The organism is Methylobacterium sp. 88A (assembly GCF_000376345.1).
GTDB classification, from domain to species: domain Bacteria; phylum Pseudomonadota; class Alphaproteobacteria; order Rhizobiales; family Beijerinckiaceae; genus Methylobacterium; species Methylobacterium bullatum.
In genome coordinates this window covers 1-16,370 of record NZ_AQVT01000002.1, presented here as the reverse complement: position 1 = coordinate 16,370, position 16,370 = coordinate 1, and the positions used below count along the sequence as shown (strand labels likewise).

Here is a 16,370-nt window from a genome sequence, read left to right as displayed (position 1 = left end):
GAACGAACCACACCATTTAGAGTGGTGACGACGAGGCCGCTGCTGTTCGTCACCTCGATGCTGACGGTGGATCCGATAGCTCCTCCGACCGATCCGCTGACCGACAGAGTGTTGTCGCGAGTGATGAAGTCAGTGCTGCTTGCTCCGAGATCCGACGAGATCGAGAATGGGCCGAAGGTCGGCGCCACCGTATCGACCGTCGCCGTGTCGGCATCGCCCAGGCCGGTATTGCCGGCCGCATCGGTGTAGCCGGTGCCGACCGTGACCGAGGCCTGGCCGTCGAAGCCGTCAGTGGCCGTGAAGGTCGCCGTGTAGGTGACGGTGCCGTCGGGGTTCGTGACCGCCGCCGACAGCGCGCCGATCGCACCGCCCACCGTGACGACGTCGTCCGCGGTGAAGCCCACCGGGGTCTCGGAGAAGGTAATGGCTACCGTCGAGGGATTGTTGGCGTCGCTGAGGCTGGCCTCGTCGAAGACTACCGACAACACGTTGATGATTGCCATAATATTTCCCCCAAAGATCTTTTAACTGAACGGTCCCGAGCTATTTATTCTCGGTTCTTTTTTATAACGAAATCTACTTGACTTGCGCGTACTGACCACTTTCACTCAACGGTGATCGTATCGAAACAAGTGTTTGGAGGCGGTTATCGTCTGATTGAAACGTTAGGTATATCCCTCACATGAGGGAGGACACAGAATTTTAATTGTTCCCTATCCCTCGCTCGAGGGATAGCAGGGGATTGAATATATATGATACGATTATATGAACGGCATCTACGCAGTAGGTGTATTTTGTTTATTCGAGTCAAATTTAACTATAGGTACGGATTATTTGACAATGATTTTGCAGGTAGACTTCAAGCATACTTTGATAGGTGACTCAGATTCTGAGGAAAAAGCATGTCTTGGAATATTTTCAGAAAGAATAGTAGCTATTTTAGTATGTTCTTCAGAAATAGACAATGATCCAGAACACACCCAGTGGTATCTAGATAAAGGATTTGGTTCATGTGACCAGCAAGGTTTGATGTTTTCTTCTCTAGATTCTGCAAAAAACTGGATCATTTCTCAGTTAAACAAAAATGATAACTGGGATTAATAAAATTATTTCACTATTATAGAACTTTTTAGATATGGCGATTTATTAATGCTACTTGATGATCCTTTGCTACGTATTCTTGGGCGTATTGGATGTGGAGCCATCTCTGTAGATGGGGCTGGCCACATTATTGAATGGAATATGTTATCACAAATAATCATAGGAGAATTTATTGGTACAGTTATTTCTACCGAAATTGAGTTGCGAGATGGACTCAAAGAACTAATGAACAATAGCAATCATAGGTTCAGGATTGAATCTGAATCTTGGGTTGTCATACCACGCAAGGGCAAGAAATCAATTGCTCTTTATTCTATTCCTACTGGAAAGTATAAAGATGAATATGTAAACGCAGTAATTGTTATTTTAGATATGGAGAGAACCAAGGGACCCAAATTAGAAGTTTTACAAAAAACCTTCAATCTCACTTTAACAGAAGCTAAGATATCATTACTGATAATAGAAGGAAAAACACCAAATGAGATAGCGAGCTTGAGAAATATATCATTGTGGACTATAAGGACACAGCTTGCCTCAATATACAATAAAACCAAAACTAGGCGCCAAGCCGAGCTTGTTTCTCTTTTGCTTAAAGTGTCAATTTTACCATAATACAATTAACTGATACTCTCCCGTCTCCATGGGCAGGAGTTTAGCTTGCGTTCCGTTCGGCTTGCTCGGGCGTGATGTAGCCGAGTGCCGATTGTAGTAGCCCTCGATGTAGGTGAACAGATCGCGTCGGGCTTCGTCCTGGGTCGCCCATTGGGGCGTATCGCAAACTCTGATCTGAGGCGCGGAAGGCCCCCTACCGTCCCGCTTTCACCCGTTGTTCGTCTGGGGAAGCCCGAAGAAGAGTGAGGGCAGCTGGCTCTGCTCGCGCACCGTCCACGCGCCGGCGAAGCCCTTGCGCAGCCAGAGCATGGCTTCGAACCCCTGAATCGTGCACCGCGCTGTGTTGAACGAGCGGATGCCGCCCACCCGCGGCATCGACCGCTTCACCCAAAAGTGGTCGCTCTCGATCCCCTGTTGGAGGTGCTTGGTGACGTAGTGAATCGGCGTGCGAAGCAGCAGGCCTGCGTTCTGGCTCTCGGTGATGGCCGGCGGATACGTGCCGGCGCCATCCGTGCCGATCCGGTAGGGGGCGAGGAGGGGCTGATCCTGCAACATCTTACGGAAGAACCGCTCGGCGGCGTCGAGATCCCGGTTGGCGGTGAAGAGGAAGTGACGTCTCCCCATCGCTTTGGTCCGGCTTGAGTGCGAGTTTTCCGGTTTTGTGGAGTTGACCCCGCTTGTGGTCCACGGCCTATGCAAGTTCTCGGGCTGTGACAGCTTGGTTGGCGAACGCTCGGGGCGTCAATCCGCCCAGAGCCATATGGGGTCGATCTTCGTTGTAGTGGCACCTCCAGTCTTCGATGCGCTCACGGGCATCGGCCAGCGACACGAACCACGAGGCGTTCAGGCATTCCGCTCGTAGACGGCCGTTGAACGACTCGATGTAAGCGTTGTCGGTCGGCTTGCTCGGTCGGGAGAAGTCGATCTCGACTCCGTTCAGGTAGGCCCACTGGTGAGCATGCGGCCGGCGAACTCCGGCCCATTGTCGACCCGCAGGCTCTTGGGCCGCCCCCTCAGCCGGACCAAGGCATCGAGCGCCTCGGTCACCTGGAAGGCGCGGAAGTTGGCTCTCGGCGTGAGTGAGAGCGTCTCTCGCGTGTGGCAATCGACGACCGTCAGGATCCAGAACGGACGCCCGTCGAAGATGCGGTCGGATACGAAGTCCATCGTCCAGACCTCGTTGGGCCCACCGATCGCTGGTCGCCCTTGGCGATATCGCCAGGCCCGCTTGCGCTTGGGCAGCTTGGACCTGATCGACAGTCCCTCGTCGCGGTAGATCCGGTAAGTGCGCTTGTGGTTCACCTTCCAGCCCTCCCGTCGCAACAGGATGTGAAGCCGCCGGTAGCCGTAGCGGACTCGTGCGGCAGCCCGCTCCTTCAGTCGCATCCGCAGCGCGACCTGCGGATCAGAGCGCTTGGTATAGCGCTGGGACGAACGGCCGAAGCCGGTGGCCAGACAGGCCCGACGCTCGCTGATGTCGTAGGCTACCTGCAGGTGACCGGCGACCTCACGGCGAACGGCAGGCCTCACCACTTTCGCTTGAGCACGTCCTGCAGCATTGAGCGGTCCAGCGTCAGGTCTGCGACCAACCGCTTGAGCTTGCCGTTCTCGTCCTCCAACTGCTTCAACCGCCGGATCTCAGGCACGCCCATACCGACGAACTGCTTCTTCCAACGGTAAAACGTCGGCTCGGATACACCCATCTTCCGGCAGACCTCGTCCACCGTCGCACTATTCTCCGCCTGCCGCAGGGCAAAGGCGATCTGTTCGTTCGTGAAGCGTTTGCGAGGCATGGCATCCACCCTCCTTCAGGGTTCAGGATGCCCGAAAAACTTGCGCTCAGCGCGGACCACTTTGCTGGGTCAAGGTCAGTCCCATGCTCACTACCGCAATAAGGAACCATCTTCCGTCCGTGTCCCCACAATAGGACTGGCCGGCACGATCCGGATGAATAATATGTCGGAGAAACAATCGTTTTTCCGACATCTTCAAGTCGGGTTGGGCCTGCCCCCCGAAACGGCTGCGTTTCTGTCGGGAAAATATGACTGGTTTTCTATTGCACGGTAAACGCACCTGAATCACTATCCCGACATGCTTGTCGGATATGCGCGTGTCTCCACCCTCGATCAAAACCTGGACCTGCAACGCGATGCGCTGACCAAGGCGGGTTGCGAACGCCTGTTCGAGGAGAAGAAGTCCGGAAAAGCCGGTACGAAGCGGCCTGAGTTCGATGCCGCCCTCGCCTATCTGCGTCCGACCGATGTGCTGGTGGTCTGGAAGCTCGATCGGCTCGGCCGATCGCTCGTCGAGATGATGCGCACGATCGACAGCCTTCGCACGAAGGAAATTCATTTCCGCAGTCTCACCGAGCAGTTCGATAGCGACACCGCTCACGGTCGCTTCGCCCTGCAGATGCACGGCGCCATGGCCGAGTATTTTCTCGACCTGAACCGTGAGCGGACGATGGAAGGGCTGAAGGCGGCCCTGGCCCGCGGCCGTAAAGGTGGCCGACCGAAGAAGCTCAGTGATGCCGATCTCGAAGTCGGCCGTGCCCTGCTGCAATCCGGCACGATCTCGATCGCCGCCATCGCCCAGCGGCTCGGGGTTAGTCGGGACACCTTCTACAGCTACTTCCCGCAAGCCAGGGCACGCAGCCAGGCTGCTGCTTCAGCCAGGGAGACCTGATCGCGATGCCGATCCGGCGTGAGCATCGTTTCTACTACCCGATCGACTGGCCGCAGCTCTCGGCCGTAATCCGCTTCCGGCGGGCAGGAGGTGCCTGTGAAGGATGCGGGAGACCGCATGGCCGAACGATCTATCACCTCGGCGACGGACGCTGGTGGGATGCCTCGGCCGGCTGCTGGCGTGATGAGAAGGGCTATGCCCTTTCGGTGCTGCCGAGTTTCGAGGACCTCGGGCGCCTGCGCTCAACGAAGGTCGTGCTCGCGACCGCACATCGCGATCACGACACTGGCAACAACACGGATAAGAACCTCGCCGCGTTCTGCCAACGCTGCCACATGAATCATGATCGGCCAGAGCACCAACGTCGTCGATGGCGCACGCTTTTCCGACGCAAGGCCTCTGGCGACCTGTTCCGAGGTTCGTACTAACCAACGCCTTCGGCAACCTGACGTATGAGACGAAGCCATTCGCGGAGTTCGCGACGCGTCGCTACTGCTTCGGCTGTGTAGCGCCCGTGCCGATACATACCATTGCGCGGACCCTTCGGCGCACCGGGAGAAGCGCCGCCGTGCATGCGGCAACGGCCGTTTGGCATCGCGGGAGAACAGCAGGAAATTCCGCTGCGTGTCCTCGCCCCGCACCTTGGTGAATGGTGCATCGGCCAGTGCATGGGGTTGCCCTCAGATTTTGTCAGGAGCCCCTCCCCCCACGGGATGGAACGCCAATCGCACCGACCAATGCCTGTCCGCCGGCCTCGACCGTGACTCGCTCGACCCTCACTATCTGTTTGCCATCGCTACGGTATCGCTTCAGCGCCTCGATTTGCGTCGCGAAGGTTCGAGCGAGTTTGTTGAACGCTGTCTCGGCACCCTCCTGTTGAGGAAGGTTCTCCACGTGCGCCAAACGCCGCGCGAATGTCATGGTCGCCAGATGCACCGCGGCCATCTGCACGGCCAGCATGGCTTCGACCTCATCCCGCGGTTCGATCCCATCGACGACCGAAAGCACGAAATTGATCCCTGCCTCATCGGGCTCCCGGCCTTGGCTCGCGACGTTGGTAATTTGGCTCAACAGGCCATTCATGAACGGAAGGCTGGCCGTGCCGAGCGCATTCAGAAGGTTGACCGTTCCCGTGCCAAGATCGGGATGGTCTGGACCAGTGGAGATGCCGGCCTTCCCTTTGGCGACGCGAATACGAGCGGGCGGCCTTTGAGCACTGCGAGCGACATATCGCGTGAGAGCCGCCTTTTCAGCGGGGCTCGGTTTGTAGCGCTCTGTCACTGCAGGTGCATGAGAAGGTTCGAGCGCAGCCCTTCTTCGAACTGACGGCATGAGATCATCTCCTATCCTCGCATCGACCGCACGGTCTGTGATTTGGCGTCCCTGATGTGATGGTGGGCTGGGTGGGAGGCATAGCTTCGCCTGCTATCGACGAAGCCTGTAACCTGACGTGCCGGAGCCTGCCGTACTGGTTACATAGATCGATGGACGAAACCCTGTCGGGAAGGCCGGGGTCAGGCGGTCGGCCTTTACTCGCCGCTTCACCTCTTGCGAGGTCTGACGCGGAGCGAACCAGTCAGCACATCGACCTGCTCACCGGTTGTCTGTGGGTTCATCCCCACTCCTGCGACTTCAATCAGCCGCTTGTTGCCGGTGCCGTCCGGCGTATCGCGGGAACCCGGAACTGACCTGGCTAGTCACCCGGCCCACGGCTCCATAAGGGAGCGGGCTATGGTATCGATTTAGGAATATTAGGCATGCTCATGGTTCATACAAGCCTAAAATCTGATACTGGGCATGATTTCCGGAGGATAAGTTTCTGAGCCTATGGCAGGTGGCTAGATGGCTACCATCGCCTTGGGGAAGTTGACCGACATGTCGCTATCTTGTCGTCAGCCACCGCGGGACAGCAAGAGCCCGGGATTTGGCTAAAGGGGATCAAGATCGAGATCAGCAATCAGATCGTAGATAGCTTTGGCAAGCTCCCTGTGATGCTGGATCGTGCACCCTTGCGCGTCCTGAACAACTTCGATCCGGCTATTCGCAACAAGGTCGAACAGACAAGGTGAGGAACAGATCGCCTGACCGATGACGTGACCGTCCCTTTGAATATGCTGCGGAGTAGAAAGAAATTAGAAGGAGAGGAAATGGTAGATCTGTCAGTGACTTAGCTGCGGACTCCGCACACGCTATCACGCGGGGGCAAAAAAATCTGCGCGTGCCACCCTGTACGGTCATCGTTCCCTATGCCCTGAACTTTCGACCCCCCCCTCTTTCGCGAAGAGAACTGCAGGGTTGGCTACCTTAAGGTCGCGTCATTGTTGAGAACCATGATGCCAGGTATAGCTGCGGGGCAATCGATGACTGCGCTCAAGCGTCTCAGCTGGCTAAGACCTGCATCTCGGCTACGCCATCGCGCAGGACGTAGCCGCGTCCCCAGACGGTCTCGATGTAGTTCTTGCCGGAGGAGGCGTTCGCGAGCTTCTTGCGCAGCTTGCAGATGAAGACGTCGATGATATTCAGCTCGGGCTCGTCCATGCCGCCGTAGAGTTGGTTGAGGAACATCTCCTTCGTGAGGGTCGTACCCTTCCGTAGCGCCAGGAGCTCCAGGATCTGGTACTCCTTGCTGGTGAGATGGACCCGGTTGCCAGCAATGGCCACCATCTTCTCGTCGAGGTTCACGGTCAGGTCGCCGGTGGTGATGACCGACTGGGCATGGCCCTTCGAGCGGCGGACGATCGCTTGGATGCGGGCGACCAGCTCGTCTTTATGGAAAGGCTTGGTCAGGTAATCGTCGGCTCCGAAGCCGAGCCCCTTAACCTTGTCCTCGATGCTGGCCATACCGGAAAGGATCAGGATCGCCGTCAGGATTTTGATCATAGGCGTGCTCGTTCCGGTGTGCAGCGGGACAGGCCCCGCACCGCAACCACGATCCTCTTGAAGTTCGGCCAGAGTGTGTGCGAGCCAGCTCAAACCATCGGGATGCGCGCGTCCGTCCTACTAGCCGGCCACATCCTCTCACCACCCTGATGAGATCGATGCACATACGAAAAACGCCCCAGGAGAAGGTCCTAGGGCGTCTGTTGGCTGAGCGACCAGCTGGATCGGGCCGGGGATGCTCAGGCAGATGATATAAGGCGAAAAGCCTTAGTAAGATCCGAACTTGTAGTTCAGGCCGGCGCGGACGACGGCGAACTCGGACTCGCGAGCAGCAACCGAGGGGCTGATGGTCAGGAGGCCATTGGGGCCGGCAGCCGCGTTGAACACCGAGCGACCGCCACGGTTGTTCTTGTCGTTCTCGAGGTTCACGTACAGACCTTCGACCTTCAGCGTCACGGCCGACGACTTGAAGAAGTTGAAGAACGAGTCGGTGGGGAGAGCGTACTCGATACCACCGCCGGCGGTGTAGCCGGTGCGGAAGTCGTCGCCGCCTGTGGCGCCGTCGCCGTAAGCGAAGCCGCCGGTGCCGTACACGAGGGTGCGGTCGAAGGCGTAACCGATACGGCCACGGACGGTGCCGAAGAAGTTCATCTCGTTGCCCGGGATACGGACCGAGGTGGGGCTGACGAGAGCACCGGCGACGGGGCTGATGGTGCCGGCCACGGTGCGGCTCTTGTTGCCGAAGTCGGTGTACTGGGCGTCAGCTTCGATACCGACAACCACGCCCGAACCCGGGGTGAACTGGTAGTTGTAGCCGACCTGGCCACCGCCGACGAAGCCTTCGAGATCGTTGCCGCCGTTGGTCGAGACGACCACCGGGGTGCGGGTGAAGGAGTTTAGCACCGAACCACCCGGCAGGGCGTAGCGGTCGCTGTTGCTACCGGCGTCGAAGCCGTAGCCGGCGTTGATACCGAAGTAGGCGCCGGTCCAGGTGAACACCGGGACGGGAACGAACACCGGCGGAGCGGCGCGACGCGGAAGGTCGGCGGCCGAAGCGGCGCCAGCCATGAGAGCGGTGGCCGCAGTGGCGAGGAGAAGCTTCTTAAACATGGAAGTCGTTGGCCCGTGCGATGAATTTGAACGACACAGAGCCTTGAAAGCGCCAGCAGCGATAGTGCGATCTTGCAACACTGCGGAGCTACAGCGTACCAACCAAGAGATGACACCATAGGCCATAAAGAGGGATGAGCAATATTTCACATTTGGAATGGCATCATGATTAATTATTACTAAACAGAAGCGGTCCCCGTTATGACTGTTAAATCTACGACAGACGTTGACCGTGGCGTCGGCCTGCGAATCGCTGCCCTTCGTAAAGCTAAGGGACTATCGCAGACTGCGCTTGGCGAAATTGCAGGCGTTACGTTCCAGCAGATCCAGAAATACGAGAAGGGGCAAAACCGGATCGCCAGCGGCCGCCTACAGCAGATCGCTCAGTTCTTCGAAGTACCAATGTCAGCGCTGTTCGGCGAGGGCGAGCCCCAGGGACAGGAAGAGATGTTCCCCTTCCTCGCTGAGCCTGGCCCCCTCGAAATCCTTGCCGCCTATGCATCCATTGAGGACAGTGACCTTCGCCGCGACGTGTTGTCGACTGTGCGAACCGCATCCCGGCTGAGTGTCCGGCAGACCGGTTAGCCAGCTGGGATTGCCCCTGTTCGGTGGACACCGAGAACGCTTTCGCGTGAGGTGTTTGTCCAATGCCCAAGAGCCGTCCCCCATACCCCGCCGAGTTCCGCCGACAGATGGTCGAGTTGGTCCGCGCCGGCCGCGATCCGAACGATTTGGCTCGCGAGTTCGAGCCTTCCGCACAGGCCATCGGCAACTGGGTGGCCGAGGCCGACCGCAGCGAAGGACGGCGTGATGCGAAGCCACCGCCTGCCGACCCCCGGCCTGACAGCGGTTGAGCGCGATGAACTCATCCGGCTACGGCGCGAGAACCGACAACTTAAGCTGGAGCGCGATATCCTCTCTCGCGCGACGGCCTGGTTTGCTCGGGAGACCGGGGTTCTGCCGTCGGGGTCTTCCAGTTCATGAACGCGAACCAGGCCGACTTCCCGATCGCTGCCATGGCACGCATGCTCGGCGTGTCGAAGGCAGGATACTATGCCTGGGCTGGCCGGCAGCCCTCGGCGCGTCGGACAGCGGACGCAGCCCTGCTCAAGCGAATCCGCACCGTCCATCTCGGCTCGCACGAGACTTATGGCGCGCCGCGCGTCCACGCCGACCTGCGCGAGCAGGGCGAGCGGCACTCCCGCAAACGCATCGCCCGGCTGTCGATCTGGTCGACCGTAACTTCGCCGTCGGCGCCCCGAACCGGCTCTGGGTAGCGGATATCACCTACGTGCCGACTGCTGCGGGCTTCCTCTACCTCGCCGTCGTGCTCGACGCCTTCAGCCGCCGAATCGTCGGGTGGGCCATGGCCAACCACCTCCGCTCGGAGCTCGTCCTAGAGGCCCTGGAGATGGCCGTCACACAGCGCAGGCCTCGCGACGTGATCCACCACTCGGACCAAGGATCGCAATACACGTCGCTGGCCTTCGGGAGCCGCTGCAAGGAGGCGGGCGTGCGACCCTCGATGGGGTCGGTGGGCGACGCCTACGACAACGCCATGGCCGAAAGCTTCTTCTCAACCCTCGAATGCGAGTTGCTCGCCCGCCGCCGCTTCCGCTCGCAGGCCGAAGCCAGGATGGCCTGCTTCAGCTACATCGAGGGCTTCTATAACCCTCTGCGCCGGCACTCTGCACTCGGATACCGCTCGCCCGTCGACTACGAACAGGAGACCCGAGCGGACCCGTCGCCAGAGACCCTGTTCAGCCAAGCCCCCTAACCGTCCACAGAAATGGGGTAATCCCACAGCAGTCCCTCGCGTCTGACCGGTCAGAGCTCTTCCTTCGCGCGGATGCGGTTCGGCTACGAGCAAAGCCTAGGACGGTCCGGAAGGGCAGTGTCCGGCTTGTCGAACGGCCGCATACCCTCACCGCATGGCTTTCGCCCGTTCCGCAGCCCGCCTGGATTCTCGCGAGCCACTGGCGTGAAAGCGACCCTGCCGCCCCGGCAGCTTTCTTACGTTGGTTTCAGTCTCGGTTTTCCCCAAAGTTATAACCCCTCTATCCGTGGGGTGAATCGCTTTGCATCCTATCCCTTCGGCCTTCGCTCTGCCGGCACGCCGCATCCACACCTGCCATTCCCTGCTGATGACGCGGACGAGGTTCGGGCTGTTCTTCCTGCCCTCATGACGGCGCTCCTCAATGGTTAGCAGCCCGTCGCCCTCTGCGAGGCGGATGGCACCTTGGGCAAGGCGACGGCATACCCCGGCCCGAGCCGCGATGGCGTCGATGCAAAGGCCACACACGCCCTTGGCAGCGACCTCGTCGGCGACGATGCGCAGAACCGCCAGCTGCCCGGTGGTGAACCGCGAGGCCAACGCAGGCGGCATGGGGCCAGAACAGGCCAGCAGGCGGCGGCGGTCTCTCGACATGGCTTTGTCGGGGCTGGTGATGCTCCTGCGAGGCGGGAATAGGCTCGCGCGGCCTGCAGGGATGCCGAAGGGCTTGATGCCCTCACGGATCTCTCCACGGCGCCCGTGGAGCCGTTCGGCAAGCGCTTGGGCCTCCTCGTCGGCCAAGGCCCCCGATCCGTGCCCCTGCCAGACCTGACGCGATAGCTCGTCCATCTGCGCAAGCGTCCGCGCGCCGTCGATCGCGGCGACCATAGTCGCGTGAAACATTGTCCCCAACCCTCTCGGGCCGCGGCAGGCACAAGGCACGACTTCTCGATGCGGGAATTGGCGCTCCCGCTTGACTCCCGAGGGGGTCTTATGGCTTGTGAGGGATTGTCTCGGTCCTCACAGACCATCTCGATTTCGCGGCCCTCCTGTTTGGCGACAGGGGGGCCGTAGTCGTTTCAGGGTCTATCTCGCGGCGGTGATCTCTCCTGATGCCGGCTCACGACTCGCTTGGCACGATGTGCGGCCGGACATGGCATCTCGGCCGGGCGGGGCAGTTAAGTCAACGCTAACCCTCATCGTCGACGCCCACGGCCTGATCGACCCATGGGAGGCCCGCCGTTTCCGACACCCTGCTCCTGCTCACTTTGGCGACGAAGAATGCCGAGCTGCGGGCCCAGCTTGCGGAGGTTCAGAACCAGTGCATTGAGTTGGCCGTGGATGCCGGCGAACTCCACGCCGAGGTTGAAGCGCTGCGACGGGAACTAGCTAGGATTCGGGCTGAGAGAAGCATTTGAAAATCAAGGCGAAAAGCTATGGATCACGCGGACACGCTCAAGGCCATTGTCGCAGCCTTAGATCGTGCTCTGCGTTAACTCGGCCCTCCAGCCTGAGATGAACCGCACCGGGTTTCCCGGAGGATCCAACTCCTGAGAGGATGGAGCCATGACGAAGCGAAGCACACCCTTTTCGCCTGAGGTCTGCGAGCGCGGTGCGGATGGTTTTCGACCACGAAGGCAAGAACAGGCTTGCCCGGCCGACGGAATGCTAACAAGGCGGATGCCCTCACGGATCGCACTACGGCGCTCGTGGAGCCGTTCAGCAAGCGACTAAGCCTAGAACGTCGTCCAAAGCCCCTCCCCCGTGCCTCTGCCAGACCTAGCGCGAGAGTTCATCCATCTGCGCAAGCGTTCGCGCACCGTCGATGGCGGCGGCCACTTACACCAAGCAGGCAAAATCCCCTTTGCCCAAGCGCATATTCGGTCTTACGGTTTCTTGACAATTAGGGTTCTAGATTGTTAGGGTACAAGGGCAACCGTGCCATAGGGGACTAGAGCAATGGCTGTCTTGAGCGTTTGCTCGACCAAGGGTGGCGTTGGTAAAACGACGCTCGTTATCTGCCTTGCCGACGCCTTCGCACGGCAAGGCGGCTCCGTAGCAATCATCGACGCTGATCCGAACGGCCACATTGCGTCCTGGCGCGATAGGGCAGGGGAGGATTGCACCGTCGACGTGATCTCTGGGGTGACTGAGAAAACAATCCTTGATCGCATTTCGGAGGCGGCTTCACGCTACTCCGTCGTATTGGTCGACCTTGAAGGCGCAGCTTCGCAGGCCGTCACCTACGCCATCGCCGAGTCCGACCTTGTGCTGATCCCCACCAAGATATCCGGCATGGACCTGCAAGAGGTCTTCCGAACCTACGAGGTCGTGCAACGTGCTGAGCGTATGCTTCGCCGTTCGATCCCGGCCCGTGTTGTTCTCACACAGATGTCGCCGCTTCAGAGTCGGGTGGCGCAACACGCTCGCCAGGAAATCCAGGGCGCAAACATCCCAGTCCTGCGAACCGAGGTGATCCAGCGGGCTGCCTATCAGGCCATCCACTTCACCGGAGCCACGCCCGCTGGCCCGGTTGGCGACCCAAAGGCGCTGGGAGAGGTTAGCGGTGTCCTAAACGAACTACTGGCCATCCTAGCCGAGCAGCAGGCGTCCTGACATGAGCAAACCGACTTTCCTGCCTTCGCCCCGTCCGCGCCCGCGTACGAGCCCTGAGGATGCTCAACAGCTCGCCGCAGCAACAAGCGATCTCGGATTTACCAGGGCCTCCAACGCTCCAGAAGAACTGCCAATCGGACCGGCCCCATTACCGGAGCCGACGGCAGCTCTTCCCCAAGAACCCAAATCTCCCATTGCCCCTACCAAGGGTACGTCTCTTAAATTCGAGGTGCCGGATGAGGTGTGGACCGCATTGCGCCAGGAAGCTCTCAACCGCCGCGTGACGGTCAAGTACCTCGTCCTCGAAGCACTGGCGGCCAAAGGCTACAACGTCAACCTCTCGGCTGTCCCTGAAGACGGTAGGCGCCTCCGCTGACCACCGATGACCGAAGCGGCCAGCTTAGCGCCGGGAACATAGACGATGTGCAACCTCTACAGTCTGGTCACGTCACAAGCTGAGATCCGCAAGGCCTTCGGCGCGGACGAGGATCGCACCGGCAACCTGCCGAGGATGCCCGGCATCTTCCCTGACCAGATGGCGCCCATCGTGCGGATCGAGGACGGAAGGCGGGCTCTTGAGATGTTCCGATGGGGCATCCCGGGTCCCAAGCAGTACGGGGAGCAGCCGGTCACGAACGTCCGGAACGTGAAGAGCCCGCACTGGCGGCCTTGGCTCAAGCCAGAATACCGCTGCCTCGTCCTGGTGTCCTCCTTCAGCGAGTACGCGGACACCAAACCGAAGAAGACGCCCACATGGTTCGCCCTCGATGATGACCGGCCGCTCTTTGCCTTTGCCGGTATCTGGCGGCCCTGGACGGGCGTGCGCGGCACCAAGGCCGAGAACCCCGACCGCGAGGAGGCCGTGCACCGGCTGTTCTCGTTCCTCACCTGTGACGCTAATGGGATCGTCGGCCCGGTCCACCCGAAGGCAATGCCCGTCCTGCTGACGACGCCGGAGGAGTGGCGGACGTGGCTTGAGGCGCCGACCGAGATCGCCCTTGAGCTGCAGCGCCCGCTGCCCGACGCCATGATGAAGATCGTGGCGACAGGAGCTCGGCGCGATTCGGCAGAGTAGGATAGGCGTGTCGCAATCTCGGACGTGAGGCGCAGAAGAGCCTCTACCGTCGCGCTTTCACGTTTTGTTCGCCTTTGGAAGTCCGAAGCAGAGCGTGAGTAGCCCATTCTGCTCGCACACGGTCTACGGGCCGGCAAAGCCGAAGCCCTTGCTCAGCCACAGCATGGCTTCGAAGCCCTGAATGGTGCGCCGAGCCGTATGGAAGGACTGGAAGCCGCCGATCCGGGGCATATTCTTTTTGACCCGGAAATGATCACTCTCAATGCTCTGTTGCTAGTGCTTGGTGACATAGTGCGCCGGCATGCGAGGCAGCAGGCCCTCCTTGCGGATCTCCGTGATGGCCGACGGGTAGGTGCCGGCGCCATCGGTACCAACGCGGTCTGGAGCAAAGAGGGGCTCGGCCGAGAGCATCTTGCGGAAGAAGCGCTTGGCGGCGTCGAGATCCCAGTTGGCGGTGAGCAGGAAGTCAATCGGATTGCCGTGCTTGTCGACGGCTTGGCACAGGTAGCGCCACTCACCGCGCACCTTGATGTAGGTTTCGTCGATCCGGACCGAACCGCAGTGCGGCTTGCGGAACTGACGCAGCCGTTTCTCGATCAGGGGAGCATAGGCCAGAACCTAGCGGTTTAGGTTGCTGTGATCGACCTCGATGCCGCGTTCTAGGAACAGCTCCTCGATGTCACGGTAGCTCAGTGGATAGCGCAGGTACCAGGAGACCGCCTGCACAATGAGCGTCGCCTCGTAATGCCGACCCTTGAAGTCACTCTTGGCACGCTACTTAAGCTTGGCGGCGATGGCGGACAAGATCATGGGTGGCCTCTGAGAGCGGAAGCGCCATGCAGGCCGTATGGTCAACGAGGGGTAAACGCCGCGCGTTTGCGACAGGCCCAGCTCAACTACACCGACGTCATCGACTTTTTATTGGATCTCTTCATCCTACGCGGCGTGCCCAGGTATGTTCGTTCGGACAACGGCCCTGAGTTCGTCAGATTTGAACTAGGCCACCTAACAGGGGTAGATCAGCTTACAACGGCTCAGAAACTCCAAGGGAGCCTCAATCTCATCGATAAAAAAAGTCGGAGAGTGGTCGGTAGATTGACTACCACCCACTCTCCGCCTGCCGTTTTCTCTCGCTTTGCCTTCAGCTTATTTCTTCTGGGCTGAAGCCAGTCATCCGATTCAGTCGCTCTGACTAGAGGAGGAAGTCGTTTGCGTGCAAGGCGTCGACCACGTTCCTAAGAACGATCTGGAAGTCCGCCTTTCCGTTTCCATCCACGTCACCCTCAACGATGGTCGCGCCACCGGATTGGATTGTGTGGAGCTGTCCCGCCTCCTTAGTGAAAGCACCCGTGCCGATAAACGAGAACGACTGGTCACCAGAAACTTTCGAATTGGCATCGATCGCGAACAAATCGATGTGGTCCGTTCCGATCTTGAAGTCCTGGATGATGTCGCGTGTCGCGGTTCCGGTGGCAGTGTCGTTCAATGTCTGGAAGGTGAAGGTGTCGCTTCCGGCACCACCGGTTAGCACGTCCCGACCAAGTCCACCGACGAGCACGTCTTTTCCAGCGCCTCCGACAATGGTGTTGGCAAGCTCATTACCAGTCAGCGTGAGGCCCTTTGAGCCTATAAATGACAAGGTTTCGATCTCTTGGCCAGCACCCAGCGTGTAGCTAACGCTAGTATAGACTATATCGCTACCTTCACCAACTGCCTCAGTCACCTGATCGTTCAGATTGTCAACATAGTATTTGTCGTTGCCAAGGCCACCGAACAGCGTGTCTGCTCCTGCTTTACCGTTCAGGATGTCATTCCCATCAGTCCCAACGAGCTTGTTACCAAACTCGTTGCCGGTGAGCGTCAGACCTGTCGAACCCAAGCCTCGCAGAGTTTCGATCTCCTGGCCAGCCTTCAGTGTGTAACTGACAGATGTATGGACAGTGTCTTTACCCGCATTAGCGGCTTCGGTCACTAGATCGTTCACGTTGTCGACAAAATAGTCGTCGTCGCCAAGGCCCCCGAACAGCAAGTCTGCCCCCGCTTTACCGTTGATGACGTCGTTCCCAGACGTTCCAACGATTCTGTTGTCAAACTCATTGCCGATGAGCGTCAGACCAACCGTTCCTGAGGCGCGCAGCACCTCGATCTCTTGGCCTGCCATGAGCATATAATCCACGCTGGTCCGTACCGTATCAGTGCCTTCGTTACGTGCCTCAATGACCTGGTCATCGACGTTATTAACCAAATAGATATCGTCGCCGCCCAATCCAATAAAGGTTTCCGCCCCCGCGGTACCACGGAAAGTCTCGCTTCCTTGCGTTCCAGTATATCCATCTATCTTCAGAGTGCCGACAGGATTTACAATAAATCCATCAACATTGAATGGGTTGCCATTTACATCGGTAATCACAGCTCCATTGGCAGAAACACTTTCTACCCCAATATCACCGGCAACCTGATCGACCAATACTGTGTAATCAAAAACGAGGGTTGTCGAAGTTGACTTAGACTGGTTGT

17 protein-coding genes and 5 pseudogenes are annotated in these 16,370 nt (G+C 59.0%); 12 read left to right on the top strand and 10 right to left on the bottom strand.

What is annotated here, in order from left to right:
* The coding region (locus A3OM_RS0123080) for an Ig-like domain-containing protein (RefSeq protein ID WP_026176343.1) at positions 1–503 on the bottom strand (503 nt) is incomplete at its 3' end.
* 262 nt (positions 504–765) lie between these two features.
* Between A3OM_RS0123080 and A3OM_RS25990 the strand changes: the two genes are divergently transcribed.
* Both A3OM_RS25990 and A3OM_RS25545 read left to right on the top strand, forming a co-directional pair.
* On the top strand, positions 766–1,101 hold the full coding sequence (locus A3OM_RS25990) for a hypothetical protein (RefSeq protein ID WP_157196588.1): 336 nt from the start codon (positions 766–768) through the stop codon (positions 1,099–1,101).
* 48 nt (positions 1,102–1,149) lie between these two features.
* Positions 1,150–1,713: a helix-turn-helix transcriptional regulator gene (locus A3OM_RS25545; protein WP_081612766.1), complete on the top strand. Its 564-nt coding sequence runs from the start codon at positions 1,150–1,152 to the stop codon at positions 1,711–1,713.
* 207 nt (positions 1,714–1,920) lie between these two features.
* Here A3OM_RS25545 and A3OM_RS24640 read toward each other — a convergent pair.
* Positions 1,921–2,322: pseudogene (locus tag A3OM_RS24640) on the bottom strand (DDE-type integrase/transposase/recombinase); the annotation flags it as partial.
* Positions 2,323–2,404: 82 nt separating this feature from the next.
* Positions 2,405–3,506: pseudogene (locus tag A3OM_RS25645) on the bottom strand (IS3 family transposase).
* 298 nt (positions 3,507–3,804) lie between these two features.
* On the opposite strand from A3OM_RS25645, the gene A3OM_RS0123060 reads away from it, so the two are divergent.
* Positions 3,805–4,398: a recombinase family protein gene (locus A3OM_RS0123060; RefSeq protein ID WP_018046166.1), complete on the top strand. Its 594-nt coding sequence runs from the start codon at positions 3,805–3,807 to the stop codon at positions 4,396–4,398.
* Between the two features lie 5 nt (positions 4,399–4,403).
* On the top strand, positions 4,404–4,826 hold the full coding sequence (locus A3OM_RS0123055) for a hypothetical protein (RefSeq protein ID WP_018046165.1): 423 nt from the start codon (positions 4,404–4,406) through the stop codon (positions 4,824–4,826).
* Here A3OM_RS0123055 and A3OM_RS26645 read toward each other — a convergent pair.
* Entirely contained in the window at positions 4,823–5,056 is a 234-nt protein-coding gene (locus A3OM_RS26645) for an HGGxSTG domain-containing protein (RefSeq protein ID WP_081612767.1), read from the bottom strand. The genes A3OM_RS0123055 and A3OM_RS26645 overlap by 4 nt on opposite strands.
* Positions 5,057–5,088: 32 nt before the next feature.
* Positions 5,089–5,730: a hypothetical protein gene (locus A3OM_RS25985; protein WP_157196587.1), complete on the bottom strand. Its 642-nt coding sequence runs from the start codon at positions 5,728–5,730 to the stop codon at positions 5,089–5,091.
* Between the two features lie 554 nt (positions 5,731–6,284).
* Here A3OM_RS25985 and A3OM_RS0123045 point away from each other — a divergent pair.
* Positions 6,285–6,467: a hypothetical protein gene (locus A3OM_RS0123045; RefSeq protein ID WP_018046163.1), complete on the top strand. Its 183-nt coding sequence runs from the start codon at positions 6,285–6,287 to the stop codon at positions 6,465–6,467.
* Positions 6,468–6,777: 310 nt separating this feature from the next.
* On the opposite strand, the pseudogene A3OM_RS24625 reads toward A3OM_RS0123045, so the two are convergent.
* Both A3OM_RS24625 and A3OM_RS0123035 read right to left on the bottom strand, forming a co-directional pair.
* Positions 6,778–7,272, bottom strand: a pseudogene (locus tag A3OM_RS24625) (response regulator transcription factor); the annotation flags it as partial.
* A 273-nt stretch (positions 7,273–7,545) separates the two neighbouring features.
* Positions 7,546–8,388 (bottom strand): hypothetical protein, encoded by an 843-nt coding sequence (locus tag A3OM_RS0123035; RefSeq protein ID WP_018046161.1) that lies wholly within the window; start codon positions 8,386–8,388, stop codon positions 7,546–7,548.
* A 201-nt stretch (positions 8,389–8,589) separates the two neighbouring features.
* Between A3OM_RS0123035 and A3OM_RS0123030 the strand changes: the two genes are divergently transcribed.
* From A3OM_RS0123030 to A3OM_RS26490, 4 genes and pseudogenes are all read left to right on the top strand, one after another.
* Positions 8,590–8,973: a helix-turn-helix transcriptional regulator gene (locus A3OM_RS0123030; RefSeq protein ID WP_018046160.1), complete on the top strand. Its 384-nt coding sequence runs from the start codon at positions 8,590–8,592 to the stop codon at positions 8,971–8,973.
* Positions 8,974–9,080: 107 nt separating this feature from the next.
* Complete coding sequence (locus tag A3OM_RS26500) at positions 9,081–9,242, top strand: hypothetical protein (protein WP_018046159.1); 162 nt, start codon at positions 9,081–9,083, stop codon at positions 9,240–9,242.
* 126 nt (positions 9,243–9,368) lie between these two features.
* Complete coding sequence (locus A3OM_RS26495) at positions 9,369–9,665, top strand: IS3 family transposase (protein WP_348625463.1); 297 nt, start codon at positions 9,369–9,371, stop codon at positions 9,663–9,665.
* A pseudogene (locus A3OM_RS26490) lies at positions 9,557–10,165 on the top strand (IS3 family transposase); the annotation flags it as partial. The gene A3OM_RS26495 and the pseudogene A3OM_RS26490, both read left to right, overlap by 109 nt.
* Before the next feature lie 147 nt (positions 10,166–10,312).
* On the opposite strand, the gene A3OM_RS24610 reads toward A3OM_RS26490, so the two are convergent.
* Entirely contained in the window at positions 10,313–11,065 is a 753-nt protein-coding gene (locus A3OM_RS24610; RefSeq protein WP_043765402.1) for a hypothetical protein, read from the bottom strand.
* A gap of 1,056 nt (positions 11,066–12,121) precedes the next feature.
* Between A3OM_RS24610 and A3OM_RS0123005 the strand changes: the two genes are divergently transcribed.
* The 3 genes from A3OM_RS0123005 to A3OM_RS0123000 are packed head-to-tail and all read left to right on the top strand — an operon-like array spanning position 12,122 to position 13,853.
* Positions 12,122–12,778, top strand: a complete 657-nt coding sequence (locus A3OM_RS0123005; protein ID WP_018046157.1) for a ParA family protein — start codon at positions 12,122–12,124, stop codon at positions 12,776–12,778.
* Between the two features lies 1 nt (position 12,779).
* Positions 12,780–13,154 (top strand): hypothetical protein, encoded by a 375-nt coding sequence (locus A3OM_RS25980; RefSeq protein ID WP_157196586.1) that lies wholly within the window; start codon positions 12,780–12,782, stop codon positions 13,152–13,154.
* Between the two features lie 45 nt (positions 13,155–13,199).
* A complete protein-coding gene (locus A3OM_RS0123000; RefSeq protein WP_018046156.1) occupies positions 13,200–13,853 on the top strand; it encodes an SOS response-associated peptidase in 654 nt (217 codons plus the stop codon).
* A gap of 57 nt (positions 13,854–13,910) precedes the next feature.
* On the opposite strand, the pseudogene A3OM_RS24605 reads toward A3OM_RS0123000, so the two are convergent.
* Positions 13,911–14,663 (bottom strand): annotated as a pseudogene (locus A3OM_RS24605) (IS6 family transposase).
* A 382-nt stretch (positions 14,664–15,045) separates the two neighbouring features.
* Positions 15,046–16,370: calcium-binding protein (locus A3OM_RS24880; protein ID WP_157196585.1), on the bottom strand; the 1,325-nt coding region annotated here is incomplete at its 5' end.

Coding starts and splice junctions, on each gene's coding strand:
- A3OM_RS0123060 (WP_018046166.1), top strand. CDS start 3,805: ATGCTTGTCGGATATGCGCGTGTCTCCACCCTCGATCAAAACCTGGAC.
- A3OM_RS0123005 (WP_018046157.1), top strand. CDS start 12,122: ATGGCTGTCTTGAGCGTTTGCTCGACCAAGGGTGGCGTTGGTAAAACG.
- A3OM_RS25990 (WP_157196588.1), top strand. CDS start 766: ATGAACGGCATCTACGCAGTAGGTGTATTTTGTTTATTCGAGTCAAAT.
- A3OM_RS26500 (WP_018046159.1), top strand. CDS start 9,081: ATGGTCGAGTTGGTCCGCGCCGGCCGCGATCCGAACGATTTGGCTCGC.
- A3OM_RS0123000 (WP_018046156.1), top strand. CDS start 13,200: ATGTGCAACCTCTACAGTCTGGTCACGTCACAAGCTGAGATCCGCAAG.
- A3OM_RS26495 (WP_348625463.1), top strand. CDS start 9,369: ATGAACGCGAACCAGGCCGACTTCCCGATCGCTGCCATGGCACGCATG.
- A3OM_RS0123030 (WP_018046160.1), top strand. CDS start 8,590: ATGACTGTTAAATCTACGACAGACGTTGACCGTGGCGTCGGCCTGCGA.
- A3OM_RS25985 (WP_157196587.1), bottom strand. CDS start 5,730: ATGCCGTCAGTTCGAAGAAGGGCTGCGCTCGAACCTTCTCATGCACCT.
- A3OM_RS25545 (WP_081612766.1), top strand. CDS start 1,150: ATGCTACTTGATGATCCTTTGCTACGTATTCTTGGGCGTATTGGATGT.
- A3OM_RS25980 (WP_157196586.1), top strand. CDS start 12,780: ATGAGCAAACCGACTTTCCTGCCTTCGCCCCGTCCGCGCCCGCGTACG.
- A3OM_RS0123035 (WP_018046161.1), bottom strand. CDS start 8,388: ATGTTTAAGAAGCTTCTCCTCGCCACTGCGGCCACCGCTCTCATGGCT.
- A3OM_RS26645 (WP_081612767.1), bottom strand. CDS start 5,056: ATGCACCATTCACCAAGGTGCGGGGCGAGGACACGCAGCGGAATTTCC.
- A3OM_RS24610 (WP_043765402.1), bottom strand. CDS start 11,065: ATGTTTCACGCGACTATGGTCGCCGCGATCGACGGCGCGCGGACGCTT.
- A3OM_RS0123055 (WP_018046165.1), top strand. CDS start 4,404: ATGCCGATCCGGCGTGAGCATCGTTTCTACTACCCGATCGACTGGCCG.